Source organism: Pseudomonas sp. ASL7, assembly GCF_056680375.1.
The window spans coordinates 5,817,340-5,842,785 of record NZ_CM155279.1 but is presented as its reverse complement, the minus strand read 5'-3'; the positions used below and the strand labels follow the sequence as shown (position 1 = coordinate 5,842,785).

At 60.3% G+C, this 25,446-nt stretch carries 25 protein-coding genes, 1 tRNA gene and 1 pseudogene; 17 read left to right on the top strand and 10 right to left on the bottom strand.

What is annotated here, in order from left to right; genetic code table 11:
* Positions 1-40: 40 nt before the first annotated feature.
* On the bottom strand, positions 41-1,156 hold the full coding sequence (gene tgt, locus AC1MDT_RS26935) for a tRNA guanosine(34) transglycosylase Tgt (protein WP_128870527.1): 1,116 nt from the start codon (positions 1,154-1,156) through the stop codon (positions 41-43).
* Between the two features lie 14 nt (positions 1,157-1,170).
* On the bottom strand, positions 1,171-2,220 hold the full coding sequence (queA, locus tag AC1MDT_RS26930; protein WP_027922739.1) for a tRNA preQ1(34) S-adenosylmethionine ribosyltransferase-isomerase QueA: 1,050 nt from the start codon (positions 2,218-2,220) through the stop codon (positions 1,171-1,173).
* 105 nt (positions 2,221-2,325) lie between these two features.
* Here queA and AC1MDT_RS26925 point away from each other — a divergent pair.
* From AC1MDT_RS26925 to AC1MDT_RS26915, 3 genes and pseudogenes are all read left to right on the top strand, one after another.
* A tRNA-Leu gene (locus AC1MDT_RS26925) sits at positions 2,326-2,410 on the top strand.
* Between the two features lie 150 nt (positions 2,411-2,560).
* The gene (locus tag AC1MDT_RS26920; protein ID WP_480419753.1) at positions 2,561-2,890 is read left to right on the top strand and encodes a hypothetical protein; all 330 of its coding nucleotides are present in this window, start codon (positions 2,561-2,563) and stop codon (positions 2,888-2,890) included.
* A 118-nt stretch (positions 2,891-3,008) separates the two neighbouring features.
* Positions 3,009-3,194: pseudogene (locus AC1MDT_RS26915) on the top strand (magnesium chelatase subunit ChlI family protein); the annotation flags it as partial.
* Positions 3,195-3,200: 6 nt separating this feature from the next.
* Here the strand turns inward: AC1MDT_RS26915 and AC1MDT_RS26910 are convergent.
* Positions 3,201-4,415, bottom strand: a complete 1,215-nt coding sequence (locus AC1MDT_RS26910) for an aldose 1-epimerase family protein (protein WP_480419752.1) — start codon at positions 4,413-4,415, stop codon at positions 3,201-3,203.
* 257 nt (positions 4,416-4,672) lie between these two features.
* Here AC1MDT_RS26910 and AC1MDT_RS26905 point away from each other — a divergent pair, with 257 nt between their 5' ends.
* The 10 genes from AC1MDT_RS26905 to AC1MDT_RS26860 all read left to right on the top strand — a co-directional run bounded on the left by AC1MDT_RS26905 (position 4,673) and on the right by AC1MDT_RS26860 (position 13,055).
* A complete protein-coding gene (locus AC1MDT_RS26905; RefSeq protein WP_480419751.1) occupies positions 4,673-4,897 on the top strand; it encodes a DUF7683 domain-containing protein in 225 nt (74 codons plus the stop codon).
* A 328-nt stretch (positions 4,898-5,225) separates the two neighbouring features.
* Positions 5,226-5,702, top strand: coding sequence for a formate dehydrogenase subunit gamma (locus tag AC1MDT_RS26900; protein WP_480419750.1), 477 nt, complete (start codon positions 5,226-5,228; stop codon positions 5,700-5,702).
* Positions 5,699-7,255 carry a formate dehydrogenase beta subunit gene (locus tag AC1MDT_RS26895; protein ID WP_480419749.1) on the top strand — a complete coding sequence of 519 codons (1,557 nt, stop codon included), beginning with the start codon at positions 5,699-5,701 and terminating at the stop codon, positions 7,253-7,255. Before AC1MDT_RS26900 ends, AC1MDT_RS26895 begins: the two co-directional genes overlap by 4 nt.
* Positions 7,252-10,134, top strand: a complete 2,883-nt coding sequence (fdhF, locus tag AC1MDT_RS26890) for a formate dehydrogenase subunit alpha (protein WP_480419748.1) — start codon at positions 7,252-7,254, stop codon at positions 10,132-10,134. The genes AC1MDT_RS26895 and fdhF overlap by 4 nt, the downstream gene beginning before the upstream one ends.
* A complete protein-coding gene (locus tag AC1MDT_RS26885) occupies positions 10,131-10,349 on the top strand; it encodes a formate dehydrogenase subunit delta (RefSeq protein ID WP_480419747.1) in 219 nt (72 codons plus the stop codon). Before fdhF ends, AC1MDT_RS26885 begins: the two co-directional genes overlap by 4 nt.
* A gap of 427 nt (positions 10,350-10,776) precedes the next feature.
* Positions 10,777-11,277, top strand: a complete 501-nt coding sequence (locus AC1MDT_RS26880) for a P-loop NTPase family protein (RefSeq protein ID WP_480419746.1) — start codon at positions 10,777-10,779, stop codon at positions 11,275-11,277.
* A 19-nt stretch (positions 11,278-11,296) separates the two neighbouring features.
* Positions 11,297-11,440 (top strand): hypothetical protein, encoded by a 144-nt coding sequence (locus AC1MDT_RS26875; protein WP_480419745.1) that lies wholly within the window; start codon positions 11,297-11,299, stop codon positions 11,438-11,440.
* A gap of 234 nt (positions 11,441-11,674) precedes the next feature.
* Entirely contained in the window at positions 11,675-12,256 is a 582-nt protein-coding gene (locus tag AC1MDT_RS26870) for a DedA family protein (protein ID WP_480419744.1), read from the top strand.
* A 293-nt stretch (positions 12,257-12,549) separates the two neighbouring features.
* Complete coding sequence (locus tag AC1MDT_RS26865; RefSeq protein WP_157710487.1) at positions 12,550-12,804, top strand: type II toxin-antitoxin system prevent-host-death family antitoxin; 255 nt, start codon at positions 12,550-12,552, stop codon at positions 12,802-12,804.
* Positions 12,801-13,055 carry a Txe/YoeB family addiction module toxin gene (locus AC1MDT_RS26860; RefSeq protein WP_480419742.1) on the top strand — a complete coding sequence of 85 codons (255 nt, stop codon included), beginning with the start codon at positions 12,801-12,803 and terminating at the stop codon, positions 13,053-13,055. The genes AC1MDT_RS26865 and AC1MDT_RS26860 overlap by 4 nt, the downstream gene beginning before the upstream one ends.
* A gap of 8 nt (positions 13,056-13,063) precedes the next feature.
* Here the strand turns inward: AC1MDT_RS26860 and AC1MDT_RS26855 are convergent, their stop codons facing one another.
* Positions 13,064-14,239, bottom strand: a complete 1,176-nt coding sequence (locus tag AC1MDT_RS26855) for an acetylornithine/succinylornithine family transaminase (protein WP_480419741.1) — start codon at positions 14,237-14,239, stop codon at positions 13,064-13,066.
* 102 nt (positions 14,240-14,341) lie between these two features.
* On the opposite strand from AC1MDT_RS26855, the gene AC1MDT_RS26850 reads away from it, so the two are divergent.
* Together AC1MDT_RS26850 and AC1MDT_RS26845 are read left to right on the top strand one after the other, a co-directional pair.
* Positions 14,342-15,247, top strand: coding sequence for a LysR family transcriptional regulator (locus AC1MDT_RS26850; protein WP_480419740.1), 906 nt, complete (start codon positions 14,342-14,344; stop codon positions 15,245-15,247).
* Positions 15,248-15,321: 74 nt separating this feature from the next.
* On the top strand, positions 15,322-16,335 hold the full coding sequence (locus tag AC1MDT_RS26845) for a sensor domain-containing diguanylate cyclase (protein WP_480419739.1): 1,014 nt from the start codon (positions 15,322-15,324) through the stop codon (positions 16,333-16,335).
* Between the two features lie 22 nt (positions 16,336-16,357).
* Here the strand turns inward: AC1MDT_RS26845 and msrA are convergent, their stop codons facing one another.
* The 3 genes from msrA to msrB are packed head-to-tail and all read right to left on the bottom strand — an operon-like array spanning position 16,358 to position 19,426.
* The gene (gene msrA / locus AC1MDT_RS26840) at positions 16,358-17,068 is read right to left on the bottom strand and encodes a peptide-methionine (S)-S-oxide reductase MsrA (RefSeq protein ID WP_480419738.1); all 711 of its coding nucleotides are present in this window, start codon (positions 17,066-17,068) and stop codon (positions 16,358-16,360) included.
* A 31-nt stretch (positions 17,069-17,099) separates the two neighbouring features.
* On the bottom strand, positions 17,100-18,875 hold the full coding sequence (locus AC1MDT_RS26835) for a cytochrome c biogenesis protein DipZ (RefSeq protein ID WP_480419737.1): 1,776 nt from the start codon (positions 18,873-18,875) through the stop codon (positions 17,100-17,102).
* 32 nt (positions 18,876-18,907) lie between these two features.
* Entirely contained in the window at positions 18,908-19,426 is a 519-nt protein-coding gene (gene msrB / locus AC1MDT_RS26830; RefSeq protein ID WP_480419736.1) for a peptide-methionine (R)-S-oxide reductase MsrB, read from the bottom strand.
* A 151-nt stretch (positions 19,427-19,577) separates the two neighbouring features.
* Between msrB and AC1MDT_RS26825 the strand changes: the two genes are divergently transcribed.
* Both AC1MDT_RS26825 and AC1MDT_RS26820 read left to right on the top strand, forming a co-directional pair.
* Positions 19,578-20,294: a response regulator transcription factor gene (locus AC1MDT_RS26825; protein WP_201114723.1), complete on the top strand. Its 717-nt coding sequence runs from the start codon at positions 19,578-19,580 to the stop codon at positions 20,292-20,294.
* Entirely contained in the window at positions 20,291-21,811 is a 1,521-nt protein-coding gene (locus tag AC1MDT_RS26820; RefSeq protein WP_480419735.1) for a sensor histidine kinase, read from the top strand. The genes AC1MDT_RS26825 and AC1MDT_RS26820 overlap by 4 nt, the downstream gene beginning before the upstream one ends.
* 139 nt (positions 21,812-21,950) lie before the next feature.
* On the opposite strand, the gene AC1MDT_RS26815 is transcribed toward AC1MDT_RS26820, so the two are convergent.
* The 3 genes from AC1MDT_RS26815 to AC1MDT_RS26805 are packed head-to-tail and all read right to left on the bottom strand — an operon-like array spanning position 21,951 to position 25,398.
* Positions 21,951-22,706, bottom strand: coding sequence for a class II aldolase/adducin family protein (locus AC1MDT_RS26815; RefSeq protein WP_480419734.1), 756 nt, complete (start codon positions 22,704-22,706; stop codon positions 21,951-21,953).
* Complete coding sequence (locus tag AC1MDT_RS26810; RefSeq protein WP_480419733.1) at positions 22,703-23,653, bottom strand: CobW family GTP-binding protein; 951 nt, start codon at positions 23,651-23,653, stop codon at positions 22,703-22,705. Before AC1MDT_RS26810 ends, AC1MDT_RS26815 begins: the two co-directional genes overlap by 4 nt.
* A complete protein-coding gene (locus tag AC1MDT_RS26805) occupies positions 23,650-25,398 on the bottom strand; it encodes an amidohydrolase (RefSeq protein ID WP_480419732.1) in 1,749 nt (582 codons plus the stop codon). The genes AC1MDT_RS26810 and AC1MDT_RS26805 overlap by 4 nt, the downstream gene beginning before the upstream one ends.
* Between the last annotated feature and the right edge of the window lie 48 nt (positions 25,399-25,446).

Genomic DNA, 25,446 nt, shown 5'->3' with positions numbered 1-25,446 from the left:
GCACTCCAGTTGCAAATGTTGAATCTTGGGGTCAGAAAACTCAGTCCAAAGGCGGAACAGGTAACCCGCGTTTGGCGTAGAAGGCATCGACAAAGGCGGCCAATGTACCCTGTTGAATAGCCTCGCGCAAACCAGCCATAAGCACCTGGTAATGGCGCAAATTGTGGATGGTATTCAACATGCTACCCAGCATTTCGCCGCACTTGTCCAGATGGTGCAGATAAGCACGGGAGAAGTTCTGGCAGGTGTAGCAATCGCAGGTCGGATCAAGCGGCGAATCATCATGGCGATGGAACGCGTTTCGAATCTTGAGCACGCCGGTATCGATGAACAGATGCCCGTTGCGGGCATTGCGGGTTGGCATCACGCAATCGAACATGTCCACACCGCGGCGCACACCCTCAACCAGATCTTCCGGTTTGCCAACGCCCATAAGGTAACGAGGTTTGTCCGCCGGCATCTGGCCTGGCAGGTAATCCAGCACCTTGATCATCTCGTGCTTGGGCTCGCCCACCGACAGACCGCCGATGGCCAGGCCGTCGAAACCAATCTGGTCGAGGCCTTCCAGGGAGCGCATGCGCAAGTCCTGGTGCATACCGCCCTGAACGATGCCGAACAGCGCCGCTGTGTTGTCGCCATGGGCTTCTTTCGAACGTTTGGCCCAACGCAACGACAACTCCATGGACACGCGAGCGACATCTTCGTCAGCCGGGTACGGCGTGCATTCGTCGAAAATCATCACGATGTCCGAGCCCAGGTCACGCTGGACCTGCATCGATTCTTCCGGCCCCATGAACACTTTGGCGCCATCAACCGGCGAGGCGAAGGTCACGCCCTCTTCCTTGATCTTGCGCATGGCACCCAGGCTGAACACCTGGAAACCGCCGGAGTCAGTGAGAATCGGGCCTTTCCACTGCATGAAATCGTGCAGGTCGCCGTGTTTCTTGATCACTTCGGTGCCTGGACGCAGCCACAAGTGGAAAGTGTTACCCAGAATGATTTCCGCGCCGGTGGCGGTGATGTCCCGCGGGAGCATGCCCTTCACGGTGCCGTACGTGCCCACCGGCATGAACGCCGGGGTCTCGACGGTACCACGCGGGAAGGTCAAACGACCGCGACGAGCCTTGCCGTCGGTGGCAAGGAGCTCAAAAGACATGCGACTGGTGCGACTCATTCTGTTTCCTCAGGGCCACGTGGTGCAGGGTTACGGGTGATAAACATCGCATCACCGTAGCTGAAAAATCGGTATCCATGCTCGACGGCGGCTTTATAAGCGGCCATGGCTTCGGGATAACCGGCGAACGCCGAAACCAGCATCAACAGCGTGGATTCAGGCAAATGGAAGTTGGTGACCAGGGCATCGACCACGTGAAACGGGCGGCCCGGGTAGATAAAAATGTCGGTATCGCCACTGAACGGCTTGAGCACGCCATCGCGCGCGGCGCTTTCCAGGGAACGCACGCTGGTGGTCCCCACGGCCACCACCCGACCACCGCGAGCGCGGCAGGCCGCAACGGCATCCACCACGTCCTGGCCGACTTCCAGCCATTCGCTGTGCATGTGGTGGTCTTCGATCTTCTCGACGCGCACCGGCTGGAACGTACCCGCACCCACGTGCAAGGTCACGAACGCAGTCTCGACGCCCTTGGCGGCAATCGCCTCCATCAGCGGCTGATCGAAATGCAGCCCCGCCGTCGGCGCCGCCACCGCGCCCAGGCGCTCGGCGTACACCGTCTGATAACGCTCGCGGTCCGAGCCTTCATCCGGGCGGTCTATATAAGGTGGCAACGGCATGTGCCCGACGCGATCCAGCAGCGGCAACACCTCTTCAGCGAACCCCAGCTCGAACAACGCATCGTGACGCGCGAGCATTTCAGCTTCGCCACCGCCATCGATGAGGATCTTCGAACCCGGTTTCGGCGACTTGCTGGAACGCACATGGGCCAGCACGCGGTGACTGTCGAGCACCCGCTCCACCAGAATTTCCAGCTTGCCGCCGGAAGCCTTCTGGCCAAACAGCCGCGCCGGAATCACCCGGGTATTGTTGAACACCATCAAATCGCCTGGGCGCAAATGCTCAAGCAAATCAGTGAATTGACGGTGTGCCAGGGCGCCGCTGACCCCATCAAGGGTCAACAGGCGACTGTTGCGACGCTCAGCCAAAGGGTGGCGGGCGATCAGCGAATCAGGGAGCTCGAAGGTAAAGTCAGCAACGCGCATGATGGGGTTCGTCTAGCAGGGCCGGGAAGTCTAGCGGAAATATCAAAAATTCTCCATGTACCTGATTGACCAACGGTTATCTCATCTCTATACTCCGCGGCCATTGCCCTGATGGCGGAATTGGTAGACGCGGCGGATTCAAAATCCGTTTTCGAAAGGAGTGGGAGTTCGAGTCTCCCTCGGGGCACCAAAATTAAGAAAGGTCTTGCTTAGCAAGGCCTTTTTTTTCGCCTGTAAAAAAGCCACTGCGCCCGTCGCTGTCCTGTAGCAGCTGCCGAAGGCTGCGAGCTCTTGATCTTCGTATCCTCGACCGGTACGACATTTCTCAAGGATTCACCCTATGGAACTGCTGCTGGAAACCGTCGCCCTGTTCTGCCTCAAGCTCGCTTATGAGACGGAGGATTCAAGTCCGATTCTGCGTGACGATTTGATGATGAGTGATTATGAGCGGGAGGTGTTTGGGTTGCTGGTGCGCAGGGGGGATGTTGAGGAGATTCAGAGGAAGGTGGATGAATGCCTGACTTTGGCGCTGAACGCTATCGGCGGTGTTGATACAGTTCTGGGCCGCGAGTTGCATAGGTTGGCGGTAGATTTCAACGCTATGCAGACGATGGAGCAGCTTGATGCACCGCTTATCGCGCTCAAGGATTATCTGAAAGATATTCAATGAATGAAGGCAAGCAGGCGACATAAAAAGCGGCAGCACCCGATAGCCGGACTTACGCTGGTCGTCACGTCACCGATAATAAATCAGGCCCCTTTTCGGCCCTGGCCTGTCACGATGCAGGCATCACCGCCTATCCACGACCGATGAAAACAGGCTGGAATCCGTCTGCGAGCGTTTAACTCTGTCGTTGCAAGCAGCCCATCGACTGCTCAAGGTCGCGCGCACACTGGCGGACCTTGAACAAGCCGACGGGATCAGACACGAACATTTGGCCGAGTCGCTGCAATATCGGCCGACAATGCTCTAGCCGGTGTCACCCCTTGGTCAGATCAACCAACGGCGTCTGCCGCACCTCAGTCTCCCGCCCACCCTGAATCTCGCTCACCTGCTTCAAGGCCTTATCCACAGCCGCCTTATCCGCCAACAAGCTGTAGCTGATGCGGAACTGCTTGTGTTCCTTCGGCCCAATTGTCGGTACCAGGTTCAGTGGCCGCTGATAACGGCGGTTGTAGGAAAAACTTGTCCCCGGCTCCAGCCCCGTGACATAGCCCTGGCCTTGGGTATCGGTGTTTTTCCACAGAGAAAACACGGGCAGTGTCTGAGTATTGAAACCGACCGAAACACCCAGGCTGCCGGCCTTGTTATGCAACACGGTCAACGTATCGCCCTTGGCATCGGCATACGGCACCACGTTGTAAACCGTTTCGTCGTAGTCCTTGGTCGGTGCGCGGTAGGTTTGCCAGTCGGGCAGATCGCCCTTGGCCTTGTCGTTGAACGGCGACACCTGTTTCACCGGCGCGGCGAAACGAGCGCCCTGCTCCAGGAACGGGGTGCTGAAGTTACTGTGATACAGCGCCTGGTATTCCTTCGGATAGTCACCGTTGTTGGTCAGGGTGTCGTTGAGGGCGAACACTACGCTGCCGGGTTCGGTGACCAGTTCGGTCGCGACGGAGAAGTCGACCTTCTTGAACGCCTGCTCTTTCAGTTCGCCGCGCAGGGTGATGGCGTACGGTGGTTTTTCATCGATGTGCAGGGTGACTTTGTTCGCAGGAGTGTTGGCGGCCCGACCGTGCAGGGTCAGCAGTTCGCCGTTGTCGACGCCGGGGTGGCCGACCCATTCGTATCCGCAGCGGGTAACCAGCTCATTGAAACCTTCCAGCCAGCCCAGACCACCGCGGCCATTGAGTTCGATGAAGGACGGATTGACCACTTCCTTGACCGGCGAATCCCACCCCATGCGCACATTGCCGACCGAGGCCTGCAAGACGTTCATTCCGCGAGTCGGCACTACCGAGAGTTTCATCGTGCCGTTATCGATGTCGACGATGCTGACGCCCTCCTGCCGACCGCCGTGCAAGGTACGCAGGGTGACGCTGAAGGGTTTGTCGGTTTTTACGCCGAGTTGCTGGCTGGTGATCTGCCAGTTCTGGGCGGCATTGTCGGTGTCGAGCAGAACGTAATCCCAGGCCATGGCGTGTGAGGCAGCGGACAGTGCGCTGAGGGCAACAAAGAGTTTGAGCGGAGTCATGGCAGCAGCCTTTCTTGGAGTTGTGCCATTTTTATAGACTTGAAGAAACGTTTCAGCAAGCTTAAAAAGCGACACAACGCCGGCAAATGCCAAGAAAGATTTGGGACAAATCGGAAAATTGAGTCGATACCATCGCGAGCAGGCTAGCTCCCACATTATTGATTTGCTTTTGGCTGGCTGGAGCCCCGGGTTTTCGAGTTCAACCACGAAACGGGAACTCAAAACAAACCCGCAGACCCGACAAGGAAAGTAGAGCCATGAGACATGTGATTATGGGAGTTCCTGAAGGCGAGGATTTCGCTTCCTATGAAAAGGAAATCCCGGTTTCTGTCGAGGATCTTAAGCCGATAATGGGGTGGGCAAAGGACGATGATTGCGTATACGACTATCGGCTCACACCGGAGCAAATTAACGCAATAGAACAGCTTTGCTCGCTAGAGCTACCCACGGATCTGGAGCTTTTTCTTACGTGTAATGCCTGATTTTTGTCAGGCATCAACAGGCCCGCGGGGCATTAGGTCGGTGAGTGCCCGCCCCCGCGCCACCCTCATCTAGACTCAATAGGTGGTCGTAGAAAGAACCGAACACGTCGCTTTGGTGCTGATGAATCAAAAGCAGCGTGGCAAGCTGCCTTAATGCCCTTATGAGGTGCGGCAAAGACCGCACCGGGACCTACAAGATGCCCATTCAGGGTGCCCTGGCCAACGGCCTGAAAATGCCACGATACCGTGACGTGGTGTGAGTGCCGCAGCCGACACTTTCGGACGACCGACAACCGCCTGGTTTGTCCGTGACCGTGAGGAATGCTGTATGCCTGATGAGATGTTGCACCTGCCGATGGTCAACAGCCTGCTGGAGCGCCACAAAGGCTCCCCCGGTGCACTGTTGCCCATTCTTCATGATATTCAGGAGGGCATCGGTTACATCCCTGATGCCACCATCCCCGAGATTGCCCACGCGCTAAACCTGAGTCAGGCCGAGGTTCGCGGGGTGATCAGCTTTTACCATGACTTCCGCACCGCGCCACCGGCCCGGCATATTCTGCGTCTGTGCAGGGCCGAGTCCTGCAAGAGTCGCGGTGCTGAGCAGCTTGCCGCGCAGTTGCGCGAACGTCTGCAACTCGACGACCACGGCAGCAGTGCCGACGGCAGCATCAGTTTGCGCCCGGTGTATTGCCTCGGCGCCTGCGCCTGTTCGCCCGCGCTGGAACTGGATGGTCAGGTGCATGCGCGGCTCAGTGCCGAACGCCTTGATGCCTTGCTCGACGCTTGCCAGGAGGACGCATGATGCCGCGTCTCTATCTGCCCTGTGATTCTCTTGCACGTGCCGTGGGTGCCGATGAGGTGGCCATGGCGCTTGCCAATCAGTCCCAGGAAAGCAATCTGGACCTGCAACGCACCAGCTCTCGCGGCCTGTATTGGCTGGAACCGCTGCTGGAAATGGACACCCCGCAAGGCCGTATCGGCTTCGGCCCGCTGACTGCTGCGGATGTGCCGTCCTTGCTCGATGCGCTGCAAGGCGAGCCGTCCGCTCATCCACTGGCCTTGGGTCTGGTGGAGGAGTTGCCTTATCTGAAGACTCAACAACGCCTGCTGTTTGCCCGCGCCGGCATTACCCGGCCGCTGTCGCTGGACGATTACCGAGCCCATGGCGGTTTCGAGGGTTTAAAAAGGGCCGTCGACATTGGCGGCGAGCAAACTGCGACGGCGGTGTTCGATTCAGGCCTGCGTGGCCGTGGCGGCGCAGCGTTCCCGGCCGGGATCAAATGGCGCACGGTGCGCGCTACCCAGGCTACGCAGAAATACATTGTGTGCAACGCCGACGAAGGCGACTCCGGCACTTTCGCCGACCGCATGCTGATGGAAGGCGACCCCTTCCTGCTGATCGAAGGCATGGCCATTGCGGGCATCACCGTCGGCGCCACCTACGGCTACATCTATGTGCGCTCGGAATATCCACAAAGCGTGGCCACACTTCGTGCAGCGCTGGACATCGCCCGGGCCGCCGGCTACCTCGGCGCCAATGTCGGCGGCAGCGGCCTGGCCTTCGATATGGAAGTGCGGGTCGGTGCCGGCGCTTATATCTGCGGTGAGGAAACCGCGCTGCTGGATTCTCTGGAAGGCAAGCGCGGGATCGTCCGCGCCAAGCCGCCCATTCCGGCCTTGAAGGGGCTGTTCGGCCTGCCGACGCTGGTGCACAACGTGCTGACCCTGGCCTCGGTGCCGCTGATTCTGGCCAAGGGCGCGCAGTTCTATCGCGATTACGGCATGGGCCGCTCACTGGGCACCATGCCCTTCCAGCTGGCGGGCAATATTCGTCACGGCGGCCTGGTGGAACGGGCCTTTGGCTTGACCCTGCGGGAATTGGTGGAAGGCTACGGCGGTGGTACCGCCAGTGGCCGGCCATTGAAGGCCGCACAGGTCGGCGGCCCGCTCGGCGCGTGGGTGCCACCTTCGCAATTCGACACGCCGCTGGATTACGAAGCGTTCGCCGGCATCGGCGCCATGCTCGGTCACGGTGGTGTGGTGGTGGCGGATGACAGCCTGGACATGGCTCACATGGCGCGCTTCGCCATGCAGTTCTGTGCCGAGGAATCCTGTGGCAAATGCACCCCCTGCCGTATCGGCTCGACCCGGGGCGTGGAGGTGATCGACCGTCTGCTGGCCGCGCCGGACCAGAGCGGTCGCGATGAGCAGGTGATCATCCTCAAGGACCTGTGCGACACCCTGCAATACGGTTCGCTGTGCGCGTTGGGCGGCATGGTCTCGTTTCCGGTAGCCAGCGCCCTCAAGCACTTCCCCGCCGACTTCGGTCTGCAATCTTCGGAGGCCGACCAATGATCACTCTCTTCGACCCGAACACTGATATCGACCTGGGCACCCCGGCCCGCGACAGCGATGTGCAGGTCACCCTGAACATCGACGGCCGCAGCATCAGCGTGCCCGAAGGCACCTCGGTGATGCGCGCCGCCGCAATGCTGGGCACCACCATTCCGAAACTGTGCGCCACCGACAGCCTGGAAGCCTTCGGCTCCTGCCGCATGTGCCTGGTGGAGATCGACGGCATGCGCGGCTACCCGGCGTCCTGCACCACGCCGGTCAGCGAAGGCATGAGCGTGCACACTCAGACGCCGAAACTCGCGACCCTGCGCCGCAACGTCATGGAGCTGTACATCTCGGATCACCCGCTGGACTGCCTGACCTGCTCGGCCAACGGCAACTGCGAGCTGCAAACCGTCGCCGGCCAGGTCGGCCTGCGGGAAGTACGTTACGGCTATGAAGGCGACAACCATCTGGCCGACGTGAAGGACACGTCCAACCCCTACTTCGACTACGACCCGAGCAAGTGCATCGTCTGCAACCGCTGCGTGCGCGCCTGCGAAGAAACCCAGGGCACTTTTGCCCTGACCATTACCGGGCGCGGTTTCGAATCCCGGGTCGCGGCTGCCGGCGGCGAGAACTTCCTCGACTCGGAATGCGTGTCCTGCGGTGCCTGTGTGCAAGCCTGCCCCACCGCGACCCTGATGGAAAAAAGCGTGGTCGAACTGGGTCAGCCCGAACGTAGCGTGATCACCACCTGTGCCTATTGCGGCGTGGGCTGCTCGTTCCGCGCCGAGATGAAAGGCGACCAGCTAGTGCGCATGGTTCCGGACAAGAACGGCCAGGCCAACCACGGCCACTCCTGCGTCAAAGGGCGCTTCGCGTGGGGCTACGCCACCCACCCGGATCGCATCACAAAACCGATGATTCGCAAGCACATTAACGACCCTTGGCAGGAAGTCAGCTGGGATGAAGCGGTGACCTACGCTGCCAGCGAATTCCGTCGGCTGCAGCAGAAATACGGCCGCGACTCCATTGGTGGCATCACCTCCAGCCGCTGCACCAACGAAGAAACCTACCTGGTGCAAAAACTGGTGCGCGCCGCGTTCGGCAACAACAACGTCGACACCTGTGCGCGGGTCTGCCACTCGCCGACCGGCTATGGCTTGAAACAAACCCTTGGCGAGTCCGCCGGCACCCAGAGTTTCGACTCGGTGATGCAGGCCGACGTGATCCTGGTGATGGGCGCCAACCCCAGCGATGCTCACCCGGTATTCGCCTCCCAGCTCAAACGCCGCCTGCGTGAAGGTGCGCGACTGATCGTCATCGACCCACGACGCATTGATCTGGTGGACTCGGTGCATGCCCGCGCCGAAGTGCACCTGGCCCTGCGCCCGGGCACCAACGTCGCCATGCTCAACGCCTTGGCCCACGTCATCGTCACCGAAGGCTTGCTCAACCAGGCCTTTATCGACGCCCGTTGCGAGGACGTTGATTTCGCCCACTGGCGCGAGTTCGTCAGCCGCGCGGAAAACTCGCCGGAAGTCCTTGCCGACATCTGCGGCGTCGACCCTGCCGACATCCGCACCGCCGCCCGCCTGTATGCCACCGGTGGCAACGCGGCGATCTACTATGGCTTGGGCGTCACCGAGCACAGCCAGGGCAGCACCGCGGTCATGGGCATCGCCAACCTGGCCATGGCCACTGGCAACATCGGCCGCGAAGGCGTGGGCGTGAACCCACTGCGCGGGCAGAATAACGTGCAAGGCTCCTGCGACATGGGCTCCTTCCCCCACGAGCTGCCCGGCTACCGCCACATCTCCAACGAGGTCGTTCGGGCGCAGTTCGAACAGGCGTGGAACGTCACCCTGCAACCCGATCCGGGCCTGCGCATCCCCAACATGTTCGAGGCCGCCCTCAGTGGCAGTTTCAAAGGCCTGTATTGCCAGGGCGAGGACATCGCCCAGAGCGACCCCAATACCCAGCACGTCACCGCGGCCCTGTCGGCCATGGAATGCATCGTGGTGCAGGACATTTTCCTCAACGAAACCGCCAAGTTCGCCCACGTGTTCCTGCCGGGCTGCTCGTTCCTGGAAAAAGACGGCACCTTCACCAACGCCGAGCGACGCATTTCCCGGGTGCGCAAAGTCATGGACCCTCTGGGCGGCAAGGCCGACTGGGAAGGCACCGTGGCCCTGGCCAACGCCTTGGGTTACACCATGAACTACCAGCACCCGTCAGAAATCATGGATGAAATCGCCCGCCTGACGCCAACCTTCACCAACGTCAGCTACGCCGAACTGGACCGCCACGGCAGCCTGCAATGGCCGTGCAACGCCGCGGCGCCGGACGGCACGCCGACCATGCACATCGACGAATTCGTGCGCGGCAAGGGGCGTTTCATGCTCACCGGTTATGTGCCCACCGAGGAAAAGGTCAACAATCGCTACCCGCTTCTGCTGACCACCGGGCGCATCCTCAGCCAGTACAACGTCGGCGCGCAAACCCGGCGCACCGAAAACGTCGCCTGGCACGATGAAGACCGTCTGGAAATCCACCCGACCGACGCCGAGAGTCGTGGCATCAACGAAGGGGACTGGGTCGGCATCGGCAGTCGCGCTGGTCAGACCGTACTGCGTGCACGGGTCACCGAACGGGTTGCCCCGGGTGTGGTGTACACCACGTTCCACTTCCCGGAGTCGGGGGCCAACGTGATCACCACCGACAACTCCGACTGGGCCACCAACTGTCCGGAGTACAAGGTCACCGCCGTGGAGGTCAGCCGCGTCTATCACCCTTCCGAGTGGCAAAAACGCTACCAGGAATTCAGTGACGAACAGGTGCGTCTGCTCAAAGAGCGCGGTCATGCGCGCGGCGCTAAAGCGGAGGTACGCCGATGAGCACTGACAATCTGATCAAGATGGCCAACCAGATCGCCCAGTACTTCGCCAGCGAGCCGGACCAGCAACAAGCCGTGCTCGGCGTGCGTAATCACCTGAAGTTGTACTGGACGCCCGGCATGCGCAAGGAGTTGCTGGCCTGGCAGACGGAGCATCCGGCGGACTTGCACCCACTGGCGCAAGCGGCGGTCAGTGGGGCGGGCTGGGAGGCTTAGGTTTAAACGAACTCAAGATTGGCTGAAAACCTGTGGGAGCGAGCCTGCTCGCGAATGCGGAGTGTCTGGCGAAATTACAGCGACTGACACACCGCTTTCGCGAGCAGGCTCGCTCCCACATGGGTTGTGTGTGGTGACTGGCATTTGGGATGAGCCCCGAGCTTTTCGGGGCTTTCAATTTTCGGTTCAAAGCAAATGCTGAGAAATCAGCGTCGAATTCTCCACCATCGAAGTCCTCCCTGTGAATTCAAACTTTGCGCATCTGGCTCGGCGGGGATCGGGCAGGTGTTCTTTAATGAGAAAGGGCAGCCGCAGGAGATTTTTCAACACAACTCGGAGGGAAGCGCCTGAGCACGAAGACGGAAGGAGCTACCGAGTCGCCCGCATCGCGAGCAAGCTCGCTCCTACACTAGATCGGTGTCGCCTTATGAACCTCACCCGAACGCTGATTATTGGTAATTCCGGTTCTGGTAAAAGTTGGCTGGCTAAACGCTTGGCCGAACAGCTGCAAGTGCAATGGATCGATCTCGATTCGATCCACTGGTTGTCCGACGAACACAGCATCGCCCGTCCTCGAGGCGAGGCCTTGGCAATGGCACGAATCGCGGCCAGTGAAGAGCGCTGGGTGATCGAGGGGGTCTACGGCTGGATAGTCCGCGAACTTATCCACAGCACTACGGCGTTGATCTGGCTGTGTGTTGACGACGAAAACTGCGTCGCCAATATTGGCCAGCGAGAAAACAGACCGGTCGATGACGAGTTGCTGACAGCGTTGCTGGAATGGGCCGGCAGTTACCGATACCGTGAAGACTCCAGCGGATTTTCCGCGCATCAACAATTGTTCGAAGGATTCCGCGGTTCAAAAATCAAACTCATGGATCAAACCGAAATCACGGCATTTGCGAACACCGCGCTAGCAGCCGACTAATCTCACGCCAAGGATACGTATGTTTGCACGGAGCAAAATGGTGCCCGAACTGATGGTCACCGACATCAAGAAAAGTCTTCATTTCTGGAGTGCCTATCAGTTAAGCCAAAACGCGATCCGTAGCAGCTGGCGAAGCCTGCGTCCGGCTGCGCAGCAGTCGTAAAGTCAGACAATGCGGTGCGTCAGACTCACCGCGCCCTCAGGATTTACGACTGCTGCGCAGCCGGACGCAGGCTTCGCCAGCTGCTACAGGGTATGTGTTGCTGATGAATTTGCTTAACTGATCGGCATTATTCACTGCTGGACCTCATTAATCGAGTTCCAGATTGCTTACGAGTCTGCTTCAGGACCCTGACGGGTATTTGATTCGGCTGGTGGAAAGTTTGGGGGAGCGCCCTTGTTCGCACACATAAACATCAATTATCTGCTGGCGACTTATGGCTATTGGGCGGTGTTCTTCGGCTGCTTGCTGGAAGGTGAAACCATACTGATCCTGGGCGGCATGGCCGCTCACCAGCACCTGTTACGTTTATGGCCGGTGATTGCCTGGGCCAGTTTGGGAGGGATGTTGGGCGATCAGTTATTGTTCTGGAGCGGACGGTATTTCGGTGGACGACTTTTGCCGCGTCTGAGTAAACAAAAAGCCGCCATAGACCGCGTGACGGGGCTGATAGCGCGCTACCCGTCGACCGCGATTTTTGCAGTGCGTTTTCTGTATGGCATGCGCCTGGTGGGACCGGTGGTAATTGGCGCCAGCGGCCTGTCGCCAATACGGTTTACGTTATTGAATGCCTTGGGCGCAGTGGTTTGGGCGACACTGTTTGCCAGCGCCGGCTATTGGGTCGGCCAAGCGCTTGAAAGTTGGTTGGGGAACCTGAAACCTTATCGTTTGCCCATTGCGCTAACGGTTTTAGCGTTAGGCGTGACGATCGCGTTAATCCGGCATTTGCGAGCCAAAGCCAAAGCTCGTCGAGGGTGAGTAGATTTCTGTCACAACGAGACTGATGCCTGGGCCGTGCATTCACTGTCGCGATACGCCGTTGGGGTCACAACGCACACGATCTGTGGGGGTGGGATAGAAAAACTTGGGTGCGCAGAGATGGCATGAATATCGGATTGGGATGACATCAGTCACGGAAACGTCTCAGCGAACCTTCAGCGATACTCAGTACAAACGCAGATACACCGTCTGCGTAACGACCACTCGTAGGTATCGCCTTGTCATCCTGTACTCATTTCTGTACGTTCTTTGCATCGAGCGAGGACTACAACATGCAAACCATCAACTACACCACCGCCCGCGCACACCTTGCCGAAACCATGGATCGGGTCAATGAAGACCGCGCTCCATTGTTGGTCACTCGCCAGAAAGGCGAACCTGTGGTGATGATGTCGCTGGCGGAATACAACGCCCTCGAAGAGACTGCCTACCTGCTCCGCTCACCGGCCAACGCTGAACGTCTGATCAAATCGATCAGCCATTTGCGGGCAGGGAAAACCAAATCCAGGCAACTCATCGAAGAATGAATATCGAGTTCACTCCTGAAGGTTGGGAAGACTATTTGTGGTTCCAACAAAACGATAAGGCCGGGCTCAAACGAATCAATCTGCTTATTAAATCCGTCCAGCGAGAGCCGTTCGGCGGACTCGGAAAGCCAGAACCGCTCAAACACAATTTGAGCGGCTTCTGGTCACGTCGAATTACTGGCGAACACCGGTTGGTCTACACAGTCGAGGACGATGAGATACGCGTCGTGATGTGTAGATATCATTACTGAGTAAACACTCAGGCTGCACTCACCGCCCGACAAACCCCTCTGACAATCATCTCCACTTCCCGCTCATCGATGGTCAGCGGTGGCAGCAACCGGATGGTTTTGCCCCGGGTCACGTTGATCAGCAAGCCGTGATCCCTTGCAGCGATCAGGGTCAGGTCGCGAATCGCTTGCTTGAGTTCGATGCCGATCATTAACCCCTGCTCGCGGATCGCCAATACGTTCGGATGGTCCGCCAATTCCATGCGCAATCTGGCGAGCAGGCGTTCGCCCTGGAGCCGGGCGTTGTCCAGCAGGCCTTGTTCTTCGATGATCTCCAGCACGGTGCAACCGACCCGGCAGGCCAATGGATTACCGCCGAAGGTGCTGCCGTGACTGCCGGGGGTGAACAGGCCTGCTGCTTTGCCCCGCGCCAGGCAGGCGCTGATGGGGATGCCGTTGCCCAGGCCTTTGGCCAGGGTCATGACGTCCGGGACGATGCCTTCGTGCTGGAACGCAAACCAATGTCCGGTGCGGCCGATGCCGGTCTGGATTTCGTCGAGCATCAGCAACCATGAACGCCGGTTGCACAGTTCGCGGATGGCTTTGAGGTAACCGGGTGGCGCCAGCTGTACGCCGCTTTCGCCCTGAATCGGCTCCATCAGGATTGCCACGATCCGTGGGCCGTGGGCCTGCTGGACTTTGTCCAGGGCCTTGAGGTCGCCGAACGGTACTTTGACGAAATCCCCTGGCAGCTCATTGAAACCCAGTCGCACCGCCGGGCCATCGCTGGCGGACAACGTCCCTAGCGTCCGGCCATGAAAAGCGCCCTCCATGACCACCACCAACGGTTGCTCAATGCCTTTGTGCCAGCCGTAAAGCCGCGCCAGTTTCAGTGCAGTCTCATTGGCCTCGGCGCCGGAGTTGTTGAAAAACGCCCGTTCCATGCCCGCCAACTGCGTCAGTTTCTGCGCCAGCCTTTGTTGCCAGTCGATGCTGTAAAGGTTTGAGGTGTGCAACAGCAATCCGGCCTGCTCGCTGATGGCCGAGACGATTTTAGGATGGGAGTGACCGACGTTGGTCACGGCCACGCCGGCCACCGCGTCCAGGTATTCACGACCGTCCTGATCCCACAGACGCGTGCCCAGGCCTTTGCTGAAACTCAGGGCCAGTGGTTGGTAAGTGCTCATCAGGCAGGCGGCGGTCATGACATCAAGCTCCATCAATTGTCGGTGTTTTTGCAGTATGGTTAGCCATCTGAGCTGGATAAACACGGCCACACTTCAATCATTTTAAAGCTGAGCTTGATAATGGACTTGTTCCAGGCAATGACTGTGTACGTCAAAGTGGTGGAGGCCGGCAGCATGACCGCGGCGGCTCTTCAATGCGAAATGTCCACCACCATGGTGGGTAATCACCTGCGGGCGCTGGAGCAACGGCTGGGTGTGCGCTTGCTCAACCGGACGACGCGGCGCCAGCGACTGACGGAATTCGGCACCGCGTACTATCAACGCTGTCTCGAAGTCCTGGGGTTGGTGGCCGATTCCGAGCGCTTGGCCGAGCAGGCGCTCGACGAGCCGAGCGGCACCTTGCGCATCACTGCACCGCTGACGTTCGGCACGGAAAAACTGGCGCCAGCGCTGAGTGAATTTGCCCTGCTGTGTCCGCGAGTCAAACTGGACGTGGTGCTCACCAATCGACGCCCGGACCTGCTGGAAAACGGTTTCGACGTGGCGTTTCGCTTGGGCAATACCGAGGAGCCCAACCTGATCGCCCGCCCCCTCGTTGCCTACACCCTGACCATGTGCGCATCGCGTGAGTATTTGCTGCGCCGGGGCACCCCGCTAATACCGGCTGATCTGCAGCACCACGACTGCCTGTCTTTCGCCTATCCGGCCGGAGATGACTGGCAGTCGGTGGAAAAGGAATGGCGCCTGACCGGGCCCGAGGGCGAAGTGGCTGTGGCGGTCAGTGGACCGATGTTAATCAACAGCTCTGCGGCGTTGCATCAAGCGGCACGAACCGGCATGGGCATCGTTTTGTTGCCCGATGCGTTGGTGGACCAAGACCTCAAGGACGGAAAACTGATGGCCTTGATGCCCGACTACCTACCGGCGAGCCGGCCAATGAACCTGATGTACGCTCAAGATCGCTACCGCTTGCCGAAATTACGCAGCTTCGTCGACTTCGCCCTGCAGATGTGGGGCAAACACTAGGCGGCCCAATACGCCATCGACTAATCTGCGTGACGAGCAGGTCACTTTGATTCAGGGCGACAGGGAGAGCGACGATGGGGGAAGCATCGAAAATCGAGGCGTTGAAGTTCAATCTGTCGGATTTGAACGAAGACATGCTGCACACCATTCTGGAGTTGGTCAGCGACGGTATCTGGGACTGGAACGCCAACACCGGGTTCGTCTACCGCAACCGTGGGTGGTACGAAATGCTCGGTTACGCACCTCATTCCCTGGACAACAGTGTGCTGACGTGGGAAAGCGTGATCCACCCGGACGACTACCTGCATGTCATGGCGCAGTTTGATGACTACCTGAATTACCGGGCTCCCGGCTATAAGGCCGAGTTCCGCTGCCGCATGCAGGATGGCCGTTACACCTGGATCGAAGACCGCGGTTATGTGCTGGCGCGTAACGCCGACGGCTCGGTGGCGCGGATGGTCGGCGCGCACCGCAGCATCGAAGACAAGAAGCGCCTGCTCGAAGCGCTGGAACGACGCAATCACTCCCTCGAAGCCATTGTCGAGGAGCGCACCCGCGAGCTGTCCCGGGTCAATCAGCAGTTGCAAACTCAACTTGAAGAGAACCGCAAACTGGCGGAAACCGACGTACTGACATCGGTCGCCAATCGCTACCGCCTGGAAAAAGCCCTGCCCCTGGCCTGCGAGCGAGCCCAGCGCTTTCGTCAGCCGCTATCGCTGATTGCCATGGACATCGACGACTTCAAGAACATCAACGATCACTATGGCCATGCCTTGGGGGACGCGGCTTTGGTGCAGGTGGTCGAGAGCCTGAAGCACTGCGTGCGTGACGGTGATCTACTGGCGCGTTGGGGCGGTGACGAGTTCATCATGATTCTGCCCGATACCCCACTGGATGACGCCCGAACCCTCGCCGGAAATATCCGCGCCGGCCTCTCACGCCTGCTGCCGGTAGGGGACTTTCAAGTGACCATGAGTTTTGGCGTGGTTCAGCGCTTCGACGAAGAACAGCAGACCGGACTGCTGGCCAGGGCCGACCAAGCGCTGTATCGGTCGAAGATCGCGGGCAAGAACGTGATTTCGGGATGAGGGCCATGCCCTCCCCGCCGGCTCACGCCCCTGCCTTCACCAATACCGGTTTCTCTTGATACCGATCCGGATACAGCTGTTTCAGCTGCGCGACTTTCGGTAGATCGTTGATCACGATGTACGGATACGTCGGATGCTCGGTCAGAAAGTCCTGATGCTCCTCCTCCGCCGGGTAGAAGCCGTTGTAGGTTTCCAGCTTGGTCACAATCGGTTTTTTGAACGAATGCGCAGCGTCGAGCTGGGCAATGTAGGCCTGAGCGACACGTTTCTGTTCGCTGTTTTCCGGAAAAATCGCCGAGCGATACTGGGTGCCGCTGTCAGGGCCCTGGCGGTTGAGTTCAGTGGGGTTATGGGCCACCGAGAAGTAAATTTGCAGCAACGTGCCGTAGCTGACTTGAGTGGGATCGAACGTGACTTCGACAGACTCGGCATGACCGGTATCGCCCTCGCTGACCCGCTCATATTGAGCGGTGTTGGCCGCGCCGCCGGCATAACCGGACACCGCTTTCTTCACGCCTTTCACATGTTGGAACACCCCTTGTACGCCCCAGAAACAACCACCGGCAAAGACTGCGGTTTCGCTGTGGGCCTGGGTGGTTTCGTCGAGGACAGGCGGGGCGATCGCGACCGCAACTGCCTCTTCGGCGCCGAAAGAGAACGCCGAACAGTGGCCTATGACGCTGGCGGCAGCCAGGCCCAGCAGGGTACGGCGCCAGGTGAATGGGGTTTTCATGGGGCTGACTCCTAGGGAAATGAGATCGCTTTCAACCAAAGGTAAAGGCATACGCCGACACGCCCGGATCGAGAAACTCGATGCTGAACGTGCGGTCCGTGACATCGCCGGACTGGCGCACCAACTGATACAAGCGTTGTTCGGTCACGCGGCCACTGCCGTCCGGGGCCACGTCGGTACCGTGGTTATCGCCGGGGGCTTTTCCGTCAATCAGCACTTTGAAACGCACCGGTTTGCCATCAGCCCCCGGTCCCAGGACCAGATGCAGATCGCGGGCGTGAAAGCGGTAGACGATACGACTGGCGGGAGCACTTGCCGTCGCCCGCTCCGAGCCGACATTCCACTGCCCGCCGAGGCTCCAGTCATTGAGTGCCAAGTGCGCCGGTGAGCGGTAGGCCGACACCTTGTCCGGCACCAGGCCGGTTTCAGGGACGAAATGCTCCGCGCGCTGGTAGCCGACGTAGGTTTCCGGCGATTGCACTTCGTTCATGTCCGGTGCGAGTTGAACGCCCTCGGCGCTGGCATTGATCAGACCGTCCGCCACCTTCGCGGCACCCGCTTCACGCAGCAGTTGCTGAATCACCCGTTCCGATTCGGCGTACTCACCCTCGCCAAAGTGGTGATAGCGAATCCGCCCCTGCGCGTCGGCAAAATAGTGGGCCGGCCAATATTCGTTGTTGAAGGCACGCCAGATCTTGAAGTCGTTATCGATGGCCACCGGGTAATTGATGCCCAGGTCTTTCATGGCTTGGGTGACATTGCCCACGTTCCGTTCGAAGGCAAACTCGGGCGCGTGGACACCGATCACCACCAATCCCTGCTCGCGATACTTCTCGGCCCAGGCTTTTACATACGGCAGCGTGCGCAGGCAGTTGATGCAGGAGTAGGTCCAGAAATCCACTAGCACGACTTTGCCTTTCAACGCCTGGGCATCGAGTGGTGGCGAGTTCAGCCATTGCACGGCGCCGTCCAGCGCGGGAAGGTTGCCCTCGACCGGCAACGTGCCCGATGGTTTGTCAGCGACCTTCAGCGCACTGTCGGAGGCAGGGTTCTGCGCCATCATCGCCCCGCTACCGCTCGGTGTTTTACCCGCCAGTCGCCCGACCAGGGCCTGCTCGATGCCGCCGGTAGACGCCGTCGAAAACCGCGCCAGAATCCCGGTGTCCAGCCCCAGGGCAATCGCGGCTACACCGGCCAGCATCGCCGCACCCAGGCCGCGACGGACCCACTCGCCAGCACCGATGGAACGCTTCATCGCCGCAAAGACTTTTCCACCCAGCAGCAACGCCACGGCGAGCGACGTCGCGGCACCCGCCGCGTAGGCCAACAGCAACAACGTGGTGGCGATACTCGCCCCTTGCAGCGCCGCGCCGGTCAGTAACAGCCCCAAAATGGGCCCGGCGCAAGGCGCCCAGAGCAGGCCCGTGGCGACACCGATCAGAAAGGAAGCGCCGGGACGCGGCCGGGCATCGGCACCCGCCACTTCCGACAACCGACTGCCAGCCGCCACCAGCGGCCGGGTCAGACGCTCGGCCAATCGCGGCAACAACAGCGTCAACCCGAACAGTGCGACAAACACCAACGCGAGCCAGCGACCGTACTGATTGAGTTGCACCACCCAACCGCCACCGACGGCCGCCAGCGTGGCGACGAGCGCGAAGGTCATGGCCATGCCCACCAGCAGCGGAAAGCCGCTTTTCATGAACGGCTGGCCGGTGCGGGCGAAGACAAAGGGCAGTACCGGCAGGATGCACGGGCTGACAATCGTCAGCACACCACCGAGATAAGCGAGAACCAGAAGCCACATAACGTCGACCTGCAAAAAGTGAGTGAAAGGGATCAGGTCGCCAGCGGCTTGAAGGTCATGGCCAGACCATTCATGCAGTAGCGCAGACCGGTGGGTTTGGGCCCATCGTCGAACACATGGCCCAAATGACCACCACAGCGTCGACAATGAACTTCTTCGCGCACCACCCCGAAAGACCGGTCCTGACGCGTGGCCACCGCCTTATCCAGCGGTGCCCAGAAGCTCGGCCAACCGGTATGACTGTCGAACTTGGTGGCGGACGAAAACAGCGGCAGTGCGCAACCGGCACAGGCGAACGTGCCGTCGCGGTGCTCGTCGTTCAGCGCGCTGCTGTAGGCCCGTTCGGTGCCCTCCTTACGGAGGATGTCGTACTGCTCGTCGCTGAGCAGGGCATGCCATTCGCTGTCGCTGTGAGTCACCTCGAACACCTCCGCCGCGCTGGCCTCACTGACCAGTGCCGCACTCGTCGAAAATTTTGGCAATACACCGATCACCAGGGCTGCAGCCCCCAGCCCACCGCTTGCGAAAAGAAATTGTCGCCGTGAAAACATGGCCGTCTCCAAAAATTCAGGGTGCCTTTCATGGAACACAGCCTAGGCTTGGGTTGATCGCCAAATCCTCACGGAGAGTTAAACAATTCGTGATAACTCAGCCCCCGGAAAACCCGCACAATGCGCTCATTGCGCTGAAGGATTGAGCTTGATGGAACAGACCAAACGCGTCCTCGTGGTCGAGGACGACCTGCATATCGCCGACCTCATCTGCCTGCATCTGCGCGACGAGCAGTTCGAGGTGGTGCATTGCGCCGATGGCGATGAAGGCATGCGACTGCTGCAGCAAGGCACCTGGGACGCACTGATCCTCGACCTGATGCTGCCGGGCGTCGACGGCCTGGAGATCTGCCGTCGCGCCCGAGCCATGGCTCGCTATACACCGATCATTATCACCAGTGCGCGCTCCAGCGAGATGCACCGGATTGTCGGGCTCGAACTCGGCGCGGACGATTACCTGGCCAAACCGTTTTCCATGCTCGAACTCGTGGCCCGGGTCAAAGCGCTGCTGCGCCGGGTCGACGCCATGGCCCGCAACCTGAAAATGGACGCTGGCAGCCTGCTCTCGGACGGCCTCTCCATCGACCCGATCACCCGCGATGTGTCCCTCGACGGTCGCCGCCTGGACCTCACGCCACGGGAATTCGACCTGTTGTATTTCTTCGCCCGCCAGCCGGGCAAAGTGTTCTCGCGCATGGACCTCCTGAACGCCGTGTGGGGTTACAGCCACGAAGGCTATGAACACACGGTCAACACCCACATCAACCGTCTGCGGGCGAAGATCGAGACCGACCCGGCACAACCGGTGCGCATCCTCACGGTGTGGGGTCGAGGCTACAAATTCGCGGCCAAGGAGGAGCAGCCATGAGGTTGACCCTGACCCAGCGCCTGTCTCTGGTGTTCGCCGTGTTGCTGCTGGTGTGCTGCGGCACCTCGGCATGGCTGCAGGTGCGCTCCAACCAGATGCATGAACAGGAAGTGGTGCAAGGGTTGTCGCGGGATCTGGCGCAACACATCGCCCACGACACGGTGCTGATGGACAGCAAAGGCCTGATGCCCAATGCGGTGCGCGATCTGTTCAGCCAACTGATGCTGGTAAACCCCAGCGTCGAGGTCTACCTGCTGGACGTCGAGGGCAAGATTGTCGGGAGCGCTGCGCCTGAGGGCCGGATTCACCGGGAACGGGTTGACCTGGCGCCGATCCAGCGCCTGCTCAAGGGCGATGCGTTGCCGATTCTCGGCGACGACCCACGCAGCGTCGATGCCCGCAAAGTCTTCAGTGCCGCGCCGTTGAAGGTCGACGGCAAACCGGCCGGCTATCTCTATGTGGTCTTGCTCGGTGAAGACCACGACCGCTTCGCCGAACGCGGTGCCACCAGCGCCGCGCTCAATACCGCCCTGTGGTCCATCGGTCTGGTCGCGCTGCTGTGCCTGATTGCCGGTCTCACGGCGTTTGCCCTGATCACCCGCCCGTTGCGCCGCTTGACCGATACCGTCAGCCAGTTCGACATTGACGGCGTCCCGGTCACGCCGCCGACACCGGCGCCGGCAGAAAAAATCACCAGCCACGATGAAATCGCCGTACTCGACGCCACCTTCCGGCAGATGCAGGCGCGCCTCGGTGAACAGTGGCGCTCGTTGACCCGCCAGGATCAGGAACGCCGTGAGCTGGTGGCCAATATTTCCCACGACCTGCGCACCCCGCTGGCTTCGCTGCACGGCTATCTGGAAACCCTGTCGCTCAAGGACGCTACGCTGTCCCCCGCCGACCGTCGCCGCTACCTGGGCATCGCGCTGGATCAAAGCCGCAAGGTCGGCGGTCTGGCGCAATCGCTACTGGAACTGGTGCGGCTGGAACACGGCTTCGTGCAACCGGTGCTGGAGCGCTTTTCCCTGACCGATCTGGTGCAGGACATCTTCCAGAAATTCGAACTGACGGCCGAGGCACGGCAAGTACAACTGAGGGCCCACTTCGCGCCAACCGTATCGGGTGTGTACGCCGACCTTGGCCTGATCGAGCGCGTGCTGACCAACCTCTTTGACAACGCCTTGCGTCACACCCCACAGGGCGGAGCCATCGATATCAGCCTGGTGCCCCAAGGCCGGTTCGTCGAGATCATCGTCAGTGACAGCGGCCCGGGCATCGCCGCCGAACTGCGTGAAGGCTTGTTCCTGCGTCCGTTCAACATTGGCGGTGCACGGCGCGACGGCGGACTGGGGCTGCGCATCGTGCATCGAATCCTGCAGCTGCATGGCCGCGAAATTCGTCTGGTGGATGTGCCGGGGCAAGGCGCAACGTTCAGCTTTTCGCTGCCTGTGGATGAAGGCACGGCGACGGCCTTGGCTGAGCGATCGATGAACCTGAACACCCCGGGCCACGCCTGACAGACCGCGGCGCCTGCATCGCAGGCAAGCCAGCTCCCACAGGAAGCTCCAGCGTACGCAGCATTTGTGTACGACACACATCAACTGTGGGAGCTGGCTTGCCTGCGATGACATCAGCCCACTCACAGAAAGATTCAGATCAATCCCGATAACCCGGAGCAACACGGTCAAGCAATCGCAACAACGCGGCCCATGCCAGTTGCATACCGTCCGGGTCGCTCAACTGGCCCTCCTCCAGCGGTCGGCCGGGGTCGTTGAACTGACGCTCGGTGTGTTCGCACACCTCGACCGGCGGCAACACCAGCTCACCAGCCGCTTGCGCGGCCAACTGGATTTCGCAGGCCTTCTCCAGGTAATACATGCGCAAAAACGCCTGGCTCACGGACTCACCGACGGTCAGCAAACCGTGGTTGCGCAGCATCAGCACCGACTTGTCGCCGAGGTCCTGCACCAGGCGCTGCTGTTCGCTCATGTCCAGCGCCACGCCTTCATAGTCGTGGTAGGCAACCCGACCATAGAACTCCATGGAAATCTGGTTCACCGGCAACAACCCGCCTTTCAACGCCGCCACCGCACAACCGGCTTTGGTGTGGGTGTGCAGCACGCATTGCGCGTCGTCGCGAGCCCCGTGAATGGCGCTGTGAATCACAAATCCTGCCGGATTCACTGGGTACGGCGATGGCTCCACGGCCCGACCGTCGAGGCCGATCTTCACCAGATTGGACGCAGTGATTTCTTCAAACATCAGCCCGTACGGATTGATCAGGAAGTGATGCTCGGGCCCCGGCAAGCGCACCGAGATGTGGGTGAAGATCAGATCGGTCATGCGAAAGTGCGCGATCAATCGATAACAGGCCGCCAGCTCTTCACGTAAACCTTGTTCGGTCAGGTTCATGTCCGGGCGTCCTCGTTCACCTTGCAGGCGTCCAACCCTCGCCCCAATGCTTCCCAGCCGTCGAAGCCACGACCCGCAATGAACACCAGCCGTGTCGCGTTAGCCTGTGCTTCATCGGTGGCGGGCAGGAACTGACTGCGGGTGCCGACGTGTTGCAGCCAGTGCGCCTTGCCGCTCTGCGCCAGCACCACCAAGCCCTTGACCCGGAATACCTCGCTGGGCAGTGCCTGTAGCCAGCCACGCAAACGTTCGACGTCAAGCGCGGCAGTGGCCTGCCACAGCCAGCTGCTGAACATTTCGCTGTGATCGTCGGTCGACACCCGAGTCAGTGGTTTCAGCGCACGCGGCTCAAGGTCCAGCTCCGAATCCAGCCAAAGGGCATCCGGCAGCTGCGCCTGCACACTGGCGTGAATTCGAGTCCTGGCGCCCAGCGCCTCGCGCAGCGTCTGCAACTGCGGGTCGTCGACCAGATCGGTTTTGTTCAACAGCAGTAAATCAGCCGCAGCCACCTGGGCCCTTGCCAGTCGAGCGTATTCACCCTCGAGTTGCAGATGCCGGGTGGCGTCGACCACGGTGATCACCATGTCCAATTGCATCTGGTCGCGCAGTTGCGGGTAAGCCAGGGTTTGTACGATACGCTGCGGATCGGACACGCCACTGCATTCAATGACGATGCGTTCAAGCCTGGGTTGCAGCTGCGCCATGCTGGTCAGTTGCGCCAACAGGTCTTCTTGCACCGTGCAGCAAATGCAACCGTTTTGCAGGCTGACCACCGCGTCCGTGACTTCGGAAACGATGGCCGCATCGATGTTCAGCTCGCCGAAATCGTTGACGATCACCGCGAGTCGCCGGCCTTCCGCACGGCGCACCATACGGTTAAGCAAGGTGGTTTTACCGGCACCGAGAAACCCCGAAACAACGGTCACTGCGATCCGTGGTGTGGTCATTTCGCCTTACCCTCAAGCACCGGTGGTTCACCCTGCCAAACTGCTTTCAAGCCGGCCGCCGCCAGCGTTGAATGGCGGTCGTAGACCAACTGCCCTTCGACAAAGGTCAGCAGCACGTTGGTGCGATGGATGTAGTTGCGTGCAGGTTCGGCAAACAGGTCGCGGTCGATGACGATCAAGTCCGCCGACTTGCCGACCTCCAGACTGCCGGTGCTCTGTTCCAGGCCCATGGCCACGGCACCGTTGCGCGTGACCACGTTCAGCGCCTGTTCGAGGCTGATCGGATCGCCGAAGCAGGCCGGGTCCTCGTTCCATGGGTTCTGGCGGGTGACCATGGTTTCCAGCGCCAGCCACGGGTCAATCGATGCTACCGGCCAGTCAGTGCCCATGACCGCGGTGCCACCGGCTTCGAGCACGCCCTTGAAATCATAGATGCGCTTGAGCCGCTCCTGACCGTAGCCCGAACGTGCGCCACTGGCGAACGGCGTCGGGTACCAGGCAGCCGGGGAAAATTCGGCGATGACGTTCAGTTCCTTGAAGCGCGGCAGGTTGCCCGGATGCAGCAACGTGCTGTGGGCACACTGGTGGCGTACACCGCTGAAACCGTTACGACGACGGGCTTCGGCCACGGCATCGAGGAACACGTCGGACGCGCCGTCACCGGTGCAATGAGCGATCACCCGGATACCTTTGCTGTCCATGTCCACCACCATGTCGGTGATGTGCTCGGGCGTCAGGTTGAGCTTGCCGCGCCAGCTCGACTCTTGCGGCCATGGCGTCAACAAGTACGAAGACTTGGGTTCGACCGTGCCGTCAAAGTGAAACTTCACCGCGTTGGCACTCAGGCGTGCGCTGCGGTAGTAGTGACGTTCACCACTGAGCAATTCCCAACGACGGCGTACCGGGAAAATATCGTCCTGCCAACTGATGGCAGCTTCGATTCGAACGGTCAGTTCACCGCTGTCGTCGAGTTCTTTCAACGCCTGCAAGCGTTGTTCGCAGACATGCACGTATTTGCTCGCGGTTACGCCACGGGAACTTTGAAAATGCACGCCATCGCGGTAGGCGCGACGAAGCACGCTGACCGGGGTGGGTGGCATGGCGGCATGGATCATCGCGTAGGCGCCGTCGATCATCAGGCCGTTGGGTTCGCCCGTCAGTTCGTCACGCTCCAGATAGCCGTTGCGCGGGTCTGCGGTGTGACGATCGATGCCGGCCAGTTCCAAGGCCTTGGAGTTGACCATCATCGTGCCCCACATCCGGTCGAGCAACGCCACGGGGCGGTCCGGCATGACGCTGTCCAGCCACGCCCGACCCGGCGTCAATCCGGCCTCGCGGAAGGTGTAACGCACCCAATACTGCCCATAAATCCAGCCGTCGCCCGGGTGAGACTCGGCATAGGCGAGGATGCTTTCGCGCAGCTGCTCGGGCGTCGGGTCTTCGATGCCGACATCCAGGTCATCACTGTAGCGTGGCGCCAGCGCCAGGTCGGGGTGCGTATGCATATCGTGCAGGCCCGGCATGCAGAACGCGCCTTGCAGATCATGCAACACGGTATTCGGGCCCTTGAACGCCTGAAGCTCGCTCAGGCTGGCGACACCGATCAACTTGCCGCCGCGGATCGCCACGGCCTCGGCCCACGGGTTCAAAGGATCCTGGGTATAGATGCGACCGTTAGCGAGGATCAGATCGGCGTATGTTCCTTGCGCGGAATGGGTCGAGGAAAAGTTGTCGGACTCAGCCATGTAAGCCACCTTTTGAGTTCAGTTCGATAGAAAGGTCCACCGCGCGTC